Source organism: Mycobacterium sp. TH-M116 (genome assembly GCF_057473685.1).
Genome location: NZ_JBYCLC010000255.1, coordinates 1 through 15,301, shown reverse-complemented (window position 1 = coordinate 15,301; position 15,301 = coordinate 1). Strand labels below are relative to the sequence as shown.

15 protein-coding genes are annotated in these 15,301 nt (G+C 68.5%); 11 read left to right on the top strand and 4 right to left on the bottom strand.

Annotated features, from left to right (window positions below):
• Positions 1 to 13 precede the first annotated feature (13 nt).
• A complete protein-coding gene (locus AC2VOK_RS12810; RefSeq protein ID WP_428900809.1) occupies positions 14 to 505 on the bottom strand; it encodes a ferritin-like domain-containing protein in 492 nt (163 codons plus the stop codon).
• Positions 502 to 960 (bottom strand): hypothetical protein, encoded by a 459-nt coding sequence (locus AC2VOK_RS12805; protein WP_428900843.1) that lies wholly within the window; start codon positions 958 to 960, stop codon positions 502 to 504. Before AC2VOK_RS12805 ends, AC2VOK_RS12810 begins: the two co-directional genes overlap by 4 nt.
• A 286-nt stretch (positions 961 to 1,246) precedes the next feature.
• On the opposite strand from AC2VOK_RS12805, the gene rimP reads away from it, so the two are divergent.
• The 6 genes from rimP to AC2VOK_RS12775 all read left to right on the top strand — a co-directional run bounded on the left by rimP (position 1,247) and on the right by AC2VOK_RS12775 (position 7,655).
• Complete coding sequence (gene rimP, locus AC2VOK_RS12800) at positions 1,247 to 1,780, top strand: ribosome maturation factor RimP (protein ID WP_428900808.1); 534 nt, start codon at positions 1,247 to 1,249, stop codon at positions 1,778 to 1,780.
• On the top strand, positions 1,777 to 2,820 hold the full coding sequence (nusA, locus tag AC2VOK_RS12795; protein ID WP_428900807.1) for a transcription termination factor NusA: 1,044 nt from the start codon (positions 1,777 to 1,779) through the stop codon (positions 2,818 to 2,820). Before rimP ends, nusA begins: the two co-directional genes overlap by 4 nt.
• A gap of 74 nt (positions 2,821 to 2,894) precedes the next feature.
• The gene (locus AC2VOK_RS12790; RefSeq protein WP_428900806.1) at positions 2,895 to 3,236 is read left to right on the top strand and encodes a YlxR family protein; all 342 of its coding nucleotides are present in this window, start codon (positions 2,895 to 2,897) and stop codon (positions 3,234 to 3,236) included.
• A gap of 99 nt (positions 3,237 to 3,335) precedes the next feature.
• The gene (gene infB, locus AC2VOK_RS12785; protein ID WP_428900805.1) at positions 3,336 to 6,155 is read left to right on the top strand and encodes a translation initiation factor IF-2; all 2,820 of its coding nucleotides are present in this window, start codon (positions 3,336 to 3,338) and stop codon (positions 6,153 to 6,155) included.
• The gene (gene rbfA / locus AC2VOK_RS12780) at positions 6,155 to 6,640 is read left to right on the top strand and encodes a 30S ribosome-binding factor RbfA (RefSeq protein WP_428900804.1); all 486 of its coding nucleotides are present in this window, start codon (positions 6,155 to 6,157) and stop codon (positions 6,638 to 6,640) included. Before infB ends, rbfA begins: the two co-directional genes overlap by 1 nt.
• Positions 6,615 to 7,655, top strand: a complete 1,041-nt coding sequence (locus AC2VOK_RS12775; RefSeq protein ID WP_428900803.1) for a DHH family phosphoesterase — start codon at positions 6,615 to 6,617, stop codon at positions 7,653 to 7,655. Before rbfA ends, AC2VOK_RS12775 begins: the two co-directional genes overlap by 26 nt.
• Positions 7,656 to 7,667: 12 nt before the next feature.
• On the opposite strand, the gene AC2VOK_RS12770 is transcribed toward AC2VOK_RS12775, so the two are convergent.
• Entirely contained in the window at positions 7,668 to 8,264 is a 597-nt protein-coding gene (locus AC2VOK_RS12770; protein WP_428900802.1) for a hypothetical protein, read from the bottom strand.
• 169 nt (positions 8,265 to 8,433) lie between these two features.
• Between AC2VOK_RS12770 and AC2VOK_RS12765 the strand changes: the two genes are divergently transcribed.
• Positions 8,434 to 10,140 (top strand): PE family protein, encoded by a 1,707-nt coding sequence (locus tag AC2VOK_RS12765; protein ID WP_428900801.1) that lies wholly within the window; start codon positions 8,434 to 8,436, stop codon positions 10,138 to 10,140.
• A 1-nt stretch (position 10,141) separates the two neighbouring features.
• On the opposite strand, the gene AC2VOK_RS12760 is transcribed toward AC2VOK_RS12765, so the two are convergent.
• Positions 10,142 to 10,891, bottom strand: a complete 750-nt coding sequence (locus AC2VOK_RS12760; protein ID WP_428900800.1) for an enoyl-CoA hydratase — start codon at positions 10,889 to 10,891, stop codon at positions 10,142 to 10,144.
• A 56-nt stretch (positions 10,892 to 10,947) separates the two neighbouring features.
• Here AC2VOK_RS12760 and AC2VOK_RS12755 point away from each other — a divergent pair, with 56 nt between their 5' ends.
• From AC2VOK_RS12755 to AC2VOK_RS12740, 4 genes are all read left to right on the top strand, one after another.
• Entirely contained in the window at positions 10,948 to 11,163 is a 216-nt protein-coding gene (locus AC2VOK_RS12755; protein ID WP_428900842.1) for a type II toxin-antitoxin system Phd/YefM family antitoxin, read from the top strand.
• Positions 11,160 to 11,552 (top strand): type II toxin-antitoxin system VapC family toxin, encoded by a 393-nt coding sequence (locus AC2VOK_RS12750; RefSeq protein ID WP_428900799.1) that lies wholly within the window; start codon positions 11,160 to 11,162, stop codon positions 11,550 to 11,552. Before AC2VOK_RS12755 ends, AC2VOK_RS12750 begins: the two co-directional genes overlap by 4 nt.
• Positions 11,553 to 11,638: 86 nt before the next feature.
• Positions 11,639 to 12,187, top strand: a complete 549-nt coding sequence (locus AC2VOK_RS12745; RefSeq protein WP_428900798.1) for a DUF1802 family protein — start codon at positions 11,639 to 11,641, stop codon at positions 12,185 to 12,187.
• 401 nt (positions 12,188 to 12,588) lie between these two features.
• On the top strand, positions 12,589 to 15,027 hold the full coding sequence (locus AC2VOK_RS12740; protein ID WP_428900797.1) for a cellulase family glycosylhydrolase: 2,439 nt from the start codon (positions 12,589 to 12,591) through the stop codon (positions 15,025 to 15,027).
• The last annotated feature ends 274 nt before the right edge of the window (positions 15,028 to 15,301 follow it).

The following is a 15,301-nucleotide window of genomic DNA, read 5'->3' as shown; positions in this document are numbered from 1 at the left end:
ACGCGGGGAACTCTTATTCGTCGCCGCCCGGGAAGGCCGTCGTGATGGGCCAGGCGCCCAGCACCCGGTTCCACCTGGCGGCCAGCACCGCGCATTGGGTCAGGGCCGTCGAGGCGAACGCACGGTCCTCTGCCGTCTCGGCGCGCTCGATGACCACACGCCAGGCCGTCGCGCAGTCGTTCTCCATCCGCGCCGCGAGGCGAGCCGCGTCCGCCGGGCTGGCCACCAGCATCGGCAACTGGTAACCGGCGGCGGGGACCGGTGCGTTCACCTTGCGCGCGTTGAGCATCGCGATGAGGTCGTCGCGGCGCTGGCGGTGCTCGGTCAGGCCTTCCACCACCAGATTGTTGACGCCGGGAGGCGAGAGGGCCGACACGATGCCGTAGCCGTAGATGGTCGAGTGTTCGACGGCGAGCGCGTCGCACAGCGCCGCGTCGTCGCCATCCTTGCCGGTGGTGCCGGCCGGCGACCGCTTCGCCGTCGCGCGCGGCGTGGGCGTCGTCACGGTGTCGGTCCCGCGGGTGCCAGCGCGACCGAGTAACTCGCCGTGCAGCTGGCGGCGATGGAAGCCAGCAGTCCGGCCCGGTAACCCGACGAGGTGGCCACCAGGCGGCCGGCGCTCTCGGCGGAGACGCGCAGCGACTCGACCACATCGGACAGCGGAGGCGGTGGTGGCGGCGCCGCCTCGCCGGTCGGGCTGGGGCTGGTCGTCTCGCTTGACGTACTGGAGGCCGCACCCGACTTGGCAGAGGCGCGCCAGATCTCCGTGGACAGGGCACGGGCATGCGCGGCGCGCTGGGTGGCGACCACGGACAGCGCGGCGGCAACCTGGGGCGGGTTGCCGACGGCGGCCGCGGCCGCGCCGGCGAGCGCACTGTCGTGCCGCGCCTGGTCCAACGGCCCGAACAGATCTTCGACGCCAACAGGCTTGGGCGCGGGCTCGCCGCAGGCGGACACCATCACCCCGAGCGCGGCCAAGGCAGCGCCGCCGGTGAGCACACCCCGCCTGTTGGTAACCGGTGATGGGCTGGGCACAGCAATATCCTGCCATTGGTCTGAGGCTGACCGCTGTAAGGACCTTGACCAGGCGATAACGCCGTCATCCGCGATCTCTGGCGTATCGTTGAGTCGCGGTCCTCGGGAAACGGTGGCCGCCACCGTTCCACCGGGCCACGGACGCCGCCCGACGCGGGGTGGGCGGCGACACTCGCCAGATGACCGGACAACTCAAGATGAGGAGCTCGCAGTGACCACCGGGCTACCGTCGCAGACGCAGGTGATCGAGCTGCTCACCGGGGAGTTCGCGCGCGCCGGCTATGAGATCGAAGACGTGGTCATCGACTCCCGGGCACGTCCGCCGCGGATCACGGTCGTCGCCGACGGTGACACTGCGCTTGACCTCGACACGATAGCGACCCTGTCGCGCTCGGCGTCGGCTTTGCTGGACGGCCTGAACGACGTTGGGGACGGCTACGTGCTCGAGGTCAGTTCACCCGGCGTCGAGCGCCCACTGACCAGCGTCAAGCACTTTCGCCGCGCCCGCGGCCGCACAATCGATGCCACCTTGTCCGACGGCTCCCGGCTCACCGGCCGGGTCGGCGAGACCCGCGAGGACGCGGTCTTTCTGGTGGTGCGCAACGGCAGCGGCCTGGCCGTTCGCGAGGTTCCCCTCGCCGACATCGTGAAGGCCGTGGTGCAGGTGGAGTTTTCCCCGCCGAGCCAGGTCGAGTCGGATCTGGCCCACACGGATCAGGCCCGCAGGACGGAGGCCGGGACATGAACATCGACATGGCGGCGCTGCATGCTATCGAGGTGGACCGGGGCATCTCGGTCACCGAGCTGCTCGAGACGATCAAATCGGCGCTGCTCACCGCCTACCGGCACACCCAGGGCCATCAGAACGACGCGCGCATCGAGATCGACCGCAAAACCGGTGTCGTGCGGGTGATGGCTCGCGAGACCGACGAGGACGGCAACGTCATCAGCGAGTGGGACGACACCCCCGAGGGTTTCGGCCGCATCGCCGCCACCACCGCACGGCAGGTCATGCTGCAGCGTTTCCGCGACGCCGAGAACGAACGTACCTACGGCGAGTTCTCCACCCGCGAGGGTGAGATCGTCGCCGGGGTGATCCAGCGGGACAGCCGGGCCAACGCCCGCGGCCTGGTGGCGGTCCGGATCGGCACCGAAACCAAAGCCTCCGAGGGTGTGATCCCGTCGGCCGAGCAGGTTCCGGGGGAGAGCTACGAGCACGGCAACCGGGTCCGGTGCTATGTGGTGGGCGTCACCCGCGGGTCCCGTGAGCCGATGATCACGTTGTCGCGGACCCACCCGAACCTGGTGCGCAAGCTGTTCTCCCTGGAGGTGCCCGAGATCGCCGACGGCTCGGTGGAGATCGTGGCGGTCGCCCGGGAGGCGGGTCATCGCTCCAAGATCGCGGTGCGGTCCAACGTTCCGGGCCTCAACGCCAAGGGCGCCTGCATCGGCCCGATGGGACAGCGGGTCCGCAACGTGATGAGCGAGCTCTCCGGGGAGAAGATCGACATCATCGACCATGACGAGGACCCGGCCCGTTTCGTCGCCAACGCACTGTCACCGGCCAAGGTCGTCTCGGTGTCGATCATCGATGCGGCCGCCCGCGCCGCCCGCGTGGTGGTGCCCGACTTCCAGCTGTCGCTGGCCATCGGCAAGGAGGGCCAGAACGCCCGGCTGGCCGCCCGGCTCACCGGGTGGCGCATCGACATCCGCGGCGACTCGCCGGCGCACGCCGAGGACCGCCCCGACCAGGGTGACGGCCGGGCGGTCGGGCCATCGGGCTAGCCCGGTCGGATGGGAAGATCACGGTCCGGCTGCGGGTGGTTCTGACCACGGGCCGGGTGACGCTAGACTGAGCCGTGATCCAGCGCAAGCTTTCGGCTCCCGAAGCCGGTTGGGCGCACCGAAGCACCGATGGACCGGTGCGCACGTGCGTCGGCTGCCGAAAGCGAGAGTTGGCCGTCGACCTGCTTCGAGTGGCAGCTGTGTCTACGGGGAACGGTACTTATGCCGTGACCGTTGACACGGGCACTGGCGTGCCGGGACGGGGTGCGTGGCTGCACCCCGAACCACAGTGCATCCACCAGGCGATTCGGCGGCGAGCTTTCACCAGGGCGCTGCGCATCGCCGGTTCACCGGACACCACCGCGGTGGTCGAGTACGCCAATGCACTCGACTCGCCCGGCAGAAAGAACAGGTAGCAAGAACATGAGCACACCGTGAAGTTTCGATGACCATGCGTCATAGCTAGAACCGAGGCGCCGGCCTACGACTGTCGCGCCTCATAGACAGGAGATGTAGTGGCAGGTAAGGCCCGCGTACACGAGTTGGCCAAGGAACTCGGTGTCACCAGCAAGGAAGTCCTCGCCCGGCTCAGCGAGCAGGGCGAATTCGTCAAATCCGCGTCGTCGACGGTGGAGGCGCCGGTAGCCCGGCGGCTGCGCGAGTCCTTGGGCGGCGGGAAGCCGGCCCCCGGGAAGAGCGCGACCAGGGCTCCCGCCAAGGGCCCCGACAAATCGCTCGACCAGGCCCTCGACGAGGCGATCAGCAAGTCCGTCGGCAACGGGGAAGCCGTAGCGGCGCCCGCCAAACCAACGAGTCCCGAGGCCGCACCGGCGCCGGCAGCCCAGGCTTCCCCGGTCCAGGCTTCCCCGGCCCCGCCCGCCGGGACCCCGCAGCCGGCGCCCGCCGCGACCCCGCAGCCGGCGCCCGGCCGTCCGTCGGCCCCGGCGCCCAAGTCCACGCCCACGGCCCCCGGCCAGCAACCCGGCCAGGCGGCGGGGCCGCACCCCGGTGCGACACCGGGCCCGCGTCCAGGGCCCGCGCCGAAGCCCGGCGTGCGTACCCCGCGCGTCGGCAACAACCCGTTCTCGTCGGCCCAGCCTGTCGACCGGCCCATTCCGCGTCCGGCGGCACCTCGCCCCGGCGCGCCCCGGCCGGGAGCGCCGCGCCCGGGCGCTTCGCCTGGCAACATGCCCCCGCGGCCCGGCGGTGCCGCCGGTGGGCCGCGTCCGCCTCGGACCGGCGCGCCCCGGCCCGGCGGTGCTCGCCCCGGCGGCGGTCGCCCCGACGGCGGCGGCGGCGGTAATTACCGCGGCGGTGCTGGCGGCGGGGTCGGTGCCGCACCCGGCGCCGGTGGCGGCGGTTTCCGCGGCCGCCCGGGTGGTGGTGGCGGCGGTGGCCGTCCCGGCCAGCGCGGGGGTGCCGCCGGCGCGTTCGGCCGTCCCGGCGGAGCGCCACGGCGCGGCCGCAAGTCCAAGCGGGCCAAACGCGCCGAATACGAGAACATGCAGGCGCCCGTCGTCGGCGGCGTTCGGCTGCCGCACGGCAACGGCGAGACGATCCGGCTGGCACGCGGGGCGTCGTTGAGCGACTTCGCCGAGAAGATCGACGCCAATCCGGCATCGCTGGTGCAGGCGCTTTTCAACCTCGGCGAGATGGTGACGGCGACCCAGTCGGTCGGCGACGAGACGCTCGAGCTGCTGGGCAGCGAGATGAACTACAACGTCCAGGTCGTCAGCCCCGAGGACGAGGACCGCGAGCTGCTGGAGTCCTTCGACCTGTCCTACGGCGAGGACGAGGGCGGCGAGGAGGACCTGCAGATCCGTCCGCCGGTGGTGACCGTCATGGGTCACGTCGACCACGGCAAGACCCGGCTGCTGGACACGATCCGAAACGCCAGCGTCCGCGAGGGCGAGGCCGGGGGCATCACCCAGCACATCGGCGCCTACCAGGTCACCGTCGAACTCGACGGCACCGAGCGGCCGATCACCTTCATCGACACCCCCGGTCACGAGGCATTCACCGCCATGCGGGCCCGCGGCGCCAAGGCCACCGACATTGCGATCGTGGTGGTGGCCGCCGACGACGGCGTCATGCCACAGACGGTGGAGGCCATCAACCACGCGCAGGCCGCCGACGTGCCGATCGTGGTGGCGGTCAACAAGATCGACGTCGAGGGCGCCGATCCGGCCAAGATTCGCGGCCAGCTCACCGAATACGGTTTGGTGGCAGAGGATTTCGGCGGCGACACCATGTTCGTCGACATCTCCGCCAAGCAGGGCACCAACATCGAGGCGCTGCTGGAAGCGGTCGTGCTGACCGCCGACGCCGCCCTGGACCTGCGGGCCAACCCCGACATGGAGGCCCAGGGTGTGGCGATCGAGGCGCACCTGGACCGCGGTCGCGGCCCGGTGGCCACCGTGTTGATTCAACGCGGCACGCTGCGCGTCGGCGACTCGGTGGTCGCCGGTGACGCCTACGGCCGCGTGCGCCGGATGGTCGACGAACACGGCGAGGACATCGAGGCGGCGCTGCCGTCCCGGCCCGTGCAGGTCATCGGCTTCACCTCGGTGCCCGGCGCCGGCGACAACTTCCTCGTCGTCGACGAGGACCGCATCGCCCGCCAGATCGCCGACCGGCGCAGCGCGCGCAAGCGCAACGCCCTGGCCGCGCGTTCCCGCAAGCGGATCAGCCTGGAGGACCTGGACTCGGCGCTGAAGGAGACCAGCCAGCTGAACCTGATCCTCAAGGGCGACAACGCAGGCACCGTCGAGGCGCTGGAAGAGGCCCTGATGGGCATCGTCGTCGACGACGAGGTTGCGCTGCGCGTCATCGACCGCGGCGTCGGTGGCATCACCGAGACCAACGTCAACCTGGCGTCGGCGTCGGACGCGGTGATCATCGGTTTCAACGTGCGCGCCGAGGGCAAGGCGACCGAGCTCGCCAACCGCGAGGGCGTCGAGATCCGTTACTACTCGGTGATCTACCAGGCCATCGACGACATCGAGAAGGCTCTGCGCGGCATGCTCAAGCCGATCTACGAGGAGAAAGAGCTGGGCCGCGCCGAGATCCGGGCGATCTTCCGGTCGTCCAAGGTCGGCAACATCGCCGGCTGCATGATCACCTCCGGCGTGGTGCGCCGCAATGCCAAGGCCCGGCTGTTGCGCGACAACATCGTGGTCAGCGAAAACCTCTCGATCAGTTCGCTGCGCCGGGAGAAGGACGACGTGACCGAGGTCCGCGAGGGCTTCGAGTGCGGCATGACGGTGGGCTACGCCGACATCAAAGAAGGCGACATCATCGAGTCCTACGAGCTGGTGCAGAAGGAACGGACCTGATGGCCGATCCTGCCCGGGCGCGCCGGCTGGCCAGGCGGATCAACACGATCGTCGCTTCGGCGATCGAATTCGAGATCAAGGATCCGGGGCTGGCCGGGGTGACGATCGTCGACACCAAGGTGACCGCCGACCTGCACGACGCGACCGTGTACTACACGGTGCTGGGCCCCACGTTGGACGACGAGCCGGATTACGACGCGGCGGCGGCCGCGCTGGACCGTGCCAGGGGCGCCCTGCGCACCAAGGTCGGGGCGGGCACCGGCGTGCGTTTCACTCCCACGCTGACGTTCGCCCGGGACACCACGTCGGAGACCGTGCACCGCATGGACGAGTTGCTCGCCCAGGCGCGCGCCGCGGACGCCGGTCTGGCGCGGGTTCGCGTCGGGGCCAAACCGGCCGGGGAGGCCGATCCCTACCGCGACCGGGCTACGGTCGAGGACACGGCCTGCGAGGACAGCGGTGCGGGCGATCGATCCCGGGACTGAGGTGGCCGGTGAAGTGGCCGGCGAGGTGGCCGAGACCGCGCGCGCGGACGCACGGAACCGCTGCGTGGATGCGCTCGGTGCCGCCGAGTTGCTGTCGGCTGCCGCGACGATCGCGGTGATCTCCCACGTCCATCCGGACGCCGACACGATCGGCGCCGGGCTGGCGCTGGCCCTGGCGCTGGATGCGAGCGGCAAGCAGGTCGAGGTCGGCTTCGCCGCGCCCGCCACGCTGCCGGAGTCGCTGGCGTCGCTGCCGGGATGTCAGCTGCTGGTGCGCTCCGAGGAGATGCGAGCCGACGTTGATCTGGTCGTGACCGTTGACGTTCCGAGCGCGACGAGGCTGGGTGGGTTGAGGGGGCTGGCGATGTCGGCTCCGCAGTTGCTGGTCATCGACCACCATGTCTCCAACGAGATGTTCGGGACCGCGAATTTCGTCGACCTGTCCGCGGATTCCACGACGATGATGATCGCCGACTTGTTGGACGCATGGGGCCGGCCGATCGACTGCGACATCGCGCACTGCATCTATGCCGGGCTGACCACCGACACCGGGTCGTTTCGCTGGGCCGGCGCCCGCGCGCTGCGGCTGGCGGCCCGGCTGGTCGAGATCGGCGTGGACAACGCGACGCTCAGCCGGACGCTGATGGACACCCATCCGTTCGCGTGGCTGCCACTGCTGTCGCGGGTGCTGGGTTCCGCGCGGTTGCTGCCCGACGCGGTCGGCGGCCTGGGGTTGGTGTACGCGGTCGTCGAGAACAGGGACTGGGCGAGCTCGCGGGCCGAGGAGGTCGAGAGCATCGTCGACATCGTGCGCACCACGCAGCAGGCCGAGGTGGCGGCGGTCTTCAAGGAGGTCGAGCCGCGGCAGTGGTCGGTGTCGATGCGGGCCAAGCACGTCGATCTGGTCGCCGTCACATCCGGTTTCGGCGGCGGGGGCCACCGGCTGGCGGCCGGCTACTCGACCACGGGCTCGATCCACGACGTGGTGGCGTCGCTGCGCGCCGCCCTCGGCTGAGTGCCGTCCCGGCTAGAACGCCCAGCTGCCGGAGCGCTGGAGAACGAACCCGTGGTCGCCGCTGGTGGTATCCAGGCAGGCGGCGAGATTCTCCGTGCCGACGACGCACGTCACGTTGAGATACGACAACTTCTGGCCCGGACCCAGCAATTTGCCGTTCGAGGGCAACGAGGCGGGGCTGCCGTCGCAGCCGCCGTAGGACATGCGGCTCAACGCGTAGCCGGGTCCCTTGAAATTCACCGCCCCCACCACGCAATCACCCGGCCGGGGATGGCTGCCGCCGGGGAAGGGGACGTCGCTCATCCCCGGCATGTCGCCGTTGCACCGGATGTCCTGTGAGGGGTGCGGCGCTGGCGGCGGCCCGCCGTAGAAGTCGCAGACGAGGTTGTTCGGGGCGGAGAACCTGACCCGGGGGGACGTGCCCGGTCCCGCCGTGGTGAGGTAGCTGTCCGCGGGGACCGCGCTGAAATCGTCGAGAGTGGGGAATCCGGGCGGGGGCTGCGCGGCCGCCCGCGGCGCGGCTGCCGTGATCGCGGAGGCCATCGCGGTGGCTGCTACCAAGGCCAGGGCGCCGGGCGCCCGCGCGGTGAGATCGACGACAGCACGCACCGATGCCTCCTGCGCTCCCGAACCTGTTCTGCGGTTGTTGGGATCGTATTGGCTATCGCGGCCCGTGGCGATCAGGGCCGCCGCGGCCGTGCGGGAGCACTTCCTCGCGCACGACATTGTGTGATAAGGATCTCAGTACAGGTCTCTGTGGTATGGGCGGGGGAAAACCATGTCGTACGTGATCACCGCACCCGAAACGATGTCGGCCGCGGCCGGGAATCTGGCAGGTCTGGGCGCGTCGCTGCAGCACGCGACTGCCGCCGCAGCGGTTCCCACCACCACGCTCGCGGCCGCCGCCGCCGACGACGTGTCGATCGCCATCTCGCGGGTTTTCGGCGCGTTCGGCCAGGAATTCCAGGCCGCCAGCACCCAGGCGGCGGCGTTTCATGACCACTTTGTGAGCTTGTTGGGCGGCGGCGCGGCGGCATATCTGAGCACCGAGGCCGCCAACGCCCAGCCGACACTGCTGGGCGGCCTGGGCGCGATCTTTGGCGGCGGCACTTCGGTTATCGGCGGGAGTCCCGTCGGGTCCTTACTCACCGGCTTGAGTCAAGGCGCCGGTGGGGCGCTGTCCAACATCCTGAACGGCGGGCTGATCTCGGTCCTGTCCAACCCGATCGGAACCCTGATCCAGCCCGTGGTCACGGGATTGTTTCCGCCCAGCATGCCTCCGTCCAATCCCGCCGCCGACCCGTGGGTTGTTCTGTTCACCCAAACCGGCGCCAACCTGCACGACCTCGGAGCCACCTGGGGCGCCGACCCCTTCCCCTTCCTGCGCCAGATCGTCGCGAACCAGGAGGGTTACGCGCAGACGGTGGGCGGGCAACTCGCATACGCCCTGACCAATCTGCCCACGACGTTGGCCAACGCGCCAGCGGCCCTCGAGCTCGCGATCCAGCCGGTGTTGAACTTCAACCCGGTGGCGGCGGCCCAAGTCTTCATCGAGCAGCGGATCGAGTGGACCTCGACGATCGTGACATCGCTGCAGACAGCGGGCGCTGACCTGCAGACGACCATCCCGGTCTACCGGGCCGACGCGGGGCTGGCCGAGCAAGCGATAGCGGCGGGCCATTACCACGAGGCGGTGCAGGACTTCACCCACGGCGTCCTGGGCCTGTTCATCAGCGGCTACGACACCAGCAACCTCTCGGATATCAAGATCCTCGGGCCGGCCGGGGACTTGCTCCCGATCCTGTCCATCCCGGCGCAGCAAGCGCACGACTTCGCCGGCCTTTTCAGCCCAGGCTCGATCCCCGGACAGATCGCGGACAACTACGACAACACGATCTCCACGCTCACGAATACGAACGTCTCGGCGAGCTTCGCGCTGAACGAAACCAATCCGAACGCCCCGGTGCTGGAGTCCAGCGCATACTTCGGGTTGCCGTTGTCGGTGGGCTTTTCCCTGCTCGGGGCGCCTGTGGCAGGCCTGAACGGGCTCGCGACGGGCGTGACTGCGCTGGCCGCGGCGGCGCAGGCCGGCAACCCTCTTGCGGTAGGCGGCGCGCTCGTCGACATGCCGGCCTACTTCTTGAACGGCTTCCTCAACGGCGAAACCGTCGTCGACATGACGCTGCCGGTGAGCACGGCAACGGCTCTCCCGGGCCTCAGCGGCCCTGTCCTGGGCCCGGTGCTCGAACAGGTCCTCGACCTCACGGGCATCACCGGTCCAACTATCCCGGTCGTGGTCCACCTGTCCTTCGACGGGCTTCTGGTTCCGCCGCACCCGATCACGGCCACGATGGACGTGACGGCTTCGGATGCCACCGTCACACAACTCGACCTCAACCTCGGAGGCACCCCCTTCGGCGGTCTGCTCCCCGAACTGCTCAACACCGTGCCCGAGCAACTCGCCGCCTCCATCGCGCCGCGGTGACCTAGCGCACCTGGGCGCGCCCGCGCTGCAGTACGGCCTCGCGGTTGGCGGCGATGTCCTCGCCAGTGGTCCGGTACTGTCTGGCCGCCATCGCTTCCAGCCACAGTCCTGGGCCGGTCTGGGTCTCGTCGATCCGGTGATAGGACTCCAGCAACGCCCGCACCGCGCCCTGGTTGTTGCCGACGATCGACGCCGCCACGTCCCGCGCGCTGCTGAGCAGCTGCTCGTGCGGAACCACGTCGGTCACCAGGCCGGCACGCAGCGCGTCGGTGGCCGACAGGTAGTCGCCGGTCATGCTCATGCGCCGGGCCATCCCGACGCCCACCTTCTGCGGCAACCGCACGCTCAGGCCCCAGGTGGGGAGCAGGCCGACGCGGGCGTGTGTGTCGGCGAAGCGCGCGTTCTCCGAGGCGATCAGGATGTCGCAGTACAGTGCCAGCTCCAGCCCGCCGGTGACCGCGGCGCCGTTGATCGCCCCGATCACCGGTTTGGTCATCGCCGGCCACCGCGGCGAGATGTCGGGGAGCGCCGAGCGCTCACCGAGCTCCTTGAGATCCAGGCCCGCGCAGAAGACCGGGTCGGCGCCGGTCACGATGACGACGTCGACGTCGGCCTCGGACTCGGCGTCGGCCAGGGCCGCGAAGAATCCGTCCCGCAACGCCGCGGACAGGGCGTTGCGCGACTGTGGGCGGTTGAGGGTCAGGGTGCGGACTCGGTCTTCGGTCTCGATCAGCAGGATGCCGTCGCTCATAGCGCAACCGTAATCGGTGCCTCAATGACCACTATTATGGCTATATGACCAGAAATATGACCGCTACCGAGGTGAAGGCAAAAATCCTTGGTCTACTCGACGACGTCGCCCAAGGCGAGGTAATCGAGATCACCAAGCATGGTCGTACGGTGGCCCGGCTGGTGGGTGCCACTGGCGCCGGTTCACTCAAGGGCCGGTTGTCCGGCGTTGCGATGACGGCCGCCGCCGAGGACGAGCTCTTCACCACCGGGGAGACCTGGGACGCCTCGTGACGACAGTGCTGCTGGACTCGCACGCACTCCATTGGTGGTCGGCTGAGCCGCAGCGGCTGAGCAAGTCGGCCGGCCGGGCGGTCGAACAGGCCGACGAACTGGCCGTTGCCTCCATCACGTGGTTCGAACTGGCCTGGCTTGCCGAACACGAACGCATTCTGTTGACGATTCCCCTGCGTAGCTGGCTCGGGCGGCTCGCCCAGCATGTTCGCACGGTCGGCATCACCGCATCGGTGGCTGCCACGGCGGTGTCGCTGCCGTCGTCGTTTCCCGGGGATCCGGCCGATCGGCTGATCTATGCCACTGCCGTCGAACACGGTTGGCGATTGGTCACCAAAGACCGTCGCCTCCGGAGTCATCCGCATCCACGCCCGGTGGCGGTCTGGTAGTCGACGGCGCACGACGGTTGTTCCTATTGCCTCCCTATTGTTGAGGGCATGTGCGGCGCCATCACCGAACTGGTCAGGGTGACGCGGTGACGCCCGCGCTCAAAGAGTGGAGCGCGGCGGTGCGCGCGCTGCTCGACGGCCGTCAGACCATCCTGCTGCGCAAGGGCGGCATCGGCGAGAAGCGGTTCGAACTGACGTCCCGGGAGTTTCTGTTGTTCCCGACCGTCGCGCACAGTCACGCCGAACGTGTCCGGCCCGAACACCAAGACCTGCTCCCGCTCGCTGCCGGGGACAGCGGCGACGAGCACATCACGGTTCGTGCGGCAGCGAAAGTCGTTGCTGCACTAAGTGTTATCCGACCAGAAGGCCTGCCGGAAATCGAGGATCTGCATATCTGGACCGCCGAATCGGTGCGCGAGGACCGGCTCGACTTCCGGCCCCGACACCAACTCGCCGTGCTCGTGGTCTCCGCGTTGCCGCTCACCGAACCGGTCCGGCTGACCCGCACCCCCGAGTACGCGGGGTGTTCCAGTTGGGTGCAGCTACCGCTGCAGCGGCCGGGCCTGGCGCCGCCGGTCCACGACGAAGCCGCGCTGGCCGGGATCGCCGCCCGGGTCCGAGACGCCGTGGGCTGACCGATTCGGAGGTGCCGACGAGGCGAGGCCGGGAATTTCCATGGCGCCATGCCTCTTCGCCCAGACACGGTCGCCCCCCTGATTCACTGGCGGCGGCAGGACCCGACATTCCAGAACGCCTGGATTATCTCTGCCTAATCACCGGGCCTACTCACCGGAGCGCCGTCGCAGCGTTGCCACATGGCGCGCCGATTTGGCCGACGGAGATGACTGTCATTCGCCACGCCGATGAGACCATAGGTTGGCCAGTTATTTTCGCGCGAAAACCGGGCCGGTCCGCGACGGTCCCATCCCGCGGAGGAATTCCATGCGGGTTTTCACGTACGTCCCATGGTCATTGGTGCCCGTTTTGTGTTCAATGGTCTCCGACGGGTTGTCGCGGTGCCCGGAAGGTGTGTGGAATGGCTGCTGGCGGGCGGTATGGGCAACGGCGCCGTGGTGCTTTGGGTCGTGCCGCGCGCCGGGTGCTGGGTGCCGGTGCTGCGGCTGGTGTGCTGTCGGTGGCGGCGTTGTCGGCGGGGGTGGGGTTGCCGGGTGCGCGTGCTGACGTGCTGGATGTGATTCTTCAGCCGATCCTGGATGCGGCGGCGGCGGGAGTGGGTGCGGCCACGGCTGATCTGGGAGCTGTGGGGGGTGACGTTGCCACGACTGTGGGAGCCGATGTGGGTGCGGGGCTCACCGACACCCTCGATGTGGCGGTGCTGTTGGACGCGACTTTTGCCGAGGTGGGTAATCAGCTCGATGTGGCCACCGTCGCGGCCAGTCAGGATTACATCGGCAGTCCGGTTGGGCAGGCGCTGGACTCGGCCCTCAACGAGCCCTCGGTGCTGTTGTTCGGGCGGGATCTGATCGGCAACGGTGTGAATGGATACACCGGTGGCAATGATTCGCTGCTGGGGAGTTCGGGATTGTTCGGCAACCTCGGTGACGGCGGCTTTGTGATGGGTGACGGCGGCGCCGGCGCTGCCGGTGCGGCCGGTGTCGATCACGGTGCCGGTATGGCGGGAGGCTCGGCGGGGCTGATCGGTGACGGCGGTGCCGGCGGTGGCGGCGTCGACGGCGGTATCGGTGGTGCCGGTGGTGCGGGTGGGTTGCTCCTGGGCGATGGCGGGGTCGGTGGCGCGGGCGGTCTGGGTCAGGCCGGAGTCGATGGCGGGGTCGGTGGGGCCGGGGGCATCGGCGGTGCCGGCGCTCACGTCCTGTTCGGTAACGGCGGCACCGGCGGCGCCGGCGGTGACGGTGTGGATGGGGCCGCCGGTGGTGCCGGGGGTGACGGCGGCAGCACGGCGGCGTTGTTCGGTTTCGGTGGTGCTGGTGGGGCTGCGGGCGACAGCGGCGCCGACGCGCCCGCCGGTGTGTTACCCGCGCTGGGGGGCGCCGGGGGTAACGGCGGCTTGTTCGGCTTCCACGGCATGGTCGGCGACTTCGGCCTGAGCAGCGCACCGGGCAACGACGCCACCGGAACGTTGCCGCAGATCACCGCCGACGGCGACTACCTCATCAACAGCGACGGCCAAGTCGTCGAAATGCACGGTTACAACCTCATCGACAAACTTCCGCCGGGCACCCCGTCTGCTCTGGGCTTCGACAATGCCGATGCGCAGTTCCTGCAGGACAACGGCTACAACGTGGTTCGGCTCGGCATCATCTGGTCCGACCTGGAGCCGCAGCCGGGTGTCTACAACCCCGATTATCTGGAGTCGATCGACCAGACCGTGAACATCCTGGGACAGCACGACATCTACACCATCATCGACATGCACCAGGACGCCTACAGCAGCGACTTCGGCGGCGAAGGCATGCCGACGTGGGCGACGGATGCCGGGGCGCTCAACGTGCAATTGCCTTTCCCGGCCAACGAGTTCCTCGATCCCGCAGAGTTGCACGCCTGGGATGAGTTCTGGGTCAACGCCGACGCCTCCAACGGCATCGGGTTGGAAGACAACTACGCCCAGATGGCTGAACACGTCGCCGCCAACTTCAACGGCAACTCTGATGTGGCCGGCATCGAGATCATGAACGAACCGAGCCCGGGTTCGCAATGGCCGCTGACGGTCTTGGGTGACCCGTTCTTCGAGCAGCAGCAGCTGACGCCGTTCTACGACCAGGTGGGTGAGGCCATCCGCGCCGTCGACCCGAACACGACGATCTTCTACGAACCCAGCGTCACCTCCAGTTTCATGTCACCCATCCATCTGGGCTCCCTGGACGTCTCCAACACCGCCCTGTCGTTCCACGACTACTGTCAATTCACCATCCCGGTCATCGGGTGCGTGCCCGATGTCGACCTGATCGCCCAAACCGCCGTGGATTACGCCCAGGCGCACGACATCCCGGCCTTCATGACCGAATTCGGAGCCACCAACAACGTGACAGAGCTCGAGGCCTCGATGGGGGCCGCCGACCAAAATCTCATCGGCTGGACCGAGTGGGCCCTGACAGGTCAAAACGACATCACGTCCACGTCGGCGGCCACGGAGTGGTTGATCAAGAACCTCGCCGAACCTTTGACCGGCAGCAACATCGACACAGGCAACTTGGATGCGTTGTCCGCCCCGTATCCTCAGGTGATCTCGGGGACGCCGGATTCGTGGTCGTTCAGCAATGGTGTCTTCGAATTCACCTACTCCACAGCAGAAGTCGGCGGATCTGGAACCTTCGCAGCAGGCTCGGACACCACGATCGCCGTGCCACAGGTGGAGTTCCCCAACGGGTATACCGTGGACGTCACCGGCGGCGCCGTGACATCGTCAGCCGACGCCTCCCAACTGGTCATCTCCTCTGACCCCGGTGTCGACACCATCACCGTCGTCGTGACCGCGGCGGCGTCGAATTCGTAGCGGAATCGGCACCAGCGCAAAGGCTTTACCTGCCCCACCGCGTGAAATATGAACCCCGACATGCGCGTGGCACGTTGCCGTGAAAATGCGACTTACATTGCAGCCCAACTTATTCTTCGCCCAACTTATTCTTCGCCCAACTTATTCTTCGCACAACTTATTCTTCACACTGCTTATTCTTCACACTGATAGCCTGTCAGGATGTTGCGTCCTGGAAGTTGGATTGGACTAGCGGGTGAAAGTCCCGTCCCGGTAGGTACCGGAGCGCCGGGTA

Bases quoted from the DNA above. Each gene is read 5' to 3' on its own strand.
- nusA (WP_428900807.1), top strand. From the start codon at position 1,777: ATGAACATCGACATGGCGGCGCTGCATGCTATCGAGGTGGACCGGGGC.
- AC2VOK_RS12805 (WP_428900843.1), bottom strand. From the start codon at position 960: ATGGTGTCCGCCTGCGGCGAGCCCGCGCCCAAGCCTGTTGGCGTCGAA.
- rbfA (WP_428900804.1), top strand. From the start codon at position 6,155: ATGGCCGATCCTGCCCGGGCGCGCCGGCTGGCCAGGCGGATCAACACG.
- AC2VOK_RS12755 (WP_428900842.1), top strand. From the start codon at position 10,948: ATGACCGCTACCGAGGTGAAGGCAAAAATCCTTGGTCTACTCGACGAC.
- AC2VOK_RS12740 (WP_428900797.1), top strand. From the start codon at position 12,589: ATGGCTGCTGGCGGGCGGTATGGGCAACGGCGCCGTGGTGCTTTGGGT.
- AC2VOK_RS12760 (WP_428900800.1), bottom strand. From the start codon at position 10,891: ATGAGCGACGGCATCCTGCTGATCGAGACCGAAGACCGAGTCCGCACC.
- AC2VOK_RS12765 (WP_428900801.1), top strand. From the start codon at position 8,434: ATGTCGTACGTGATCACCGCACCCGAAACGATGTCGGCCGCGGCCGGG.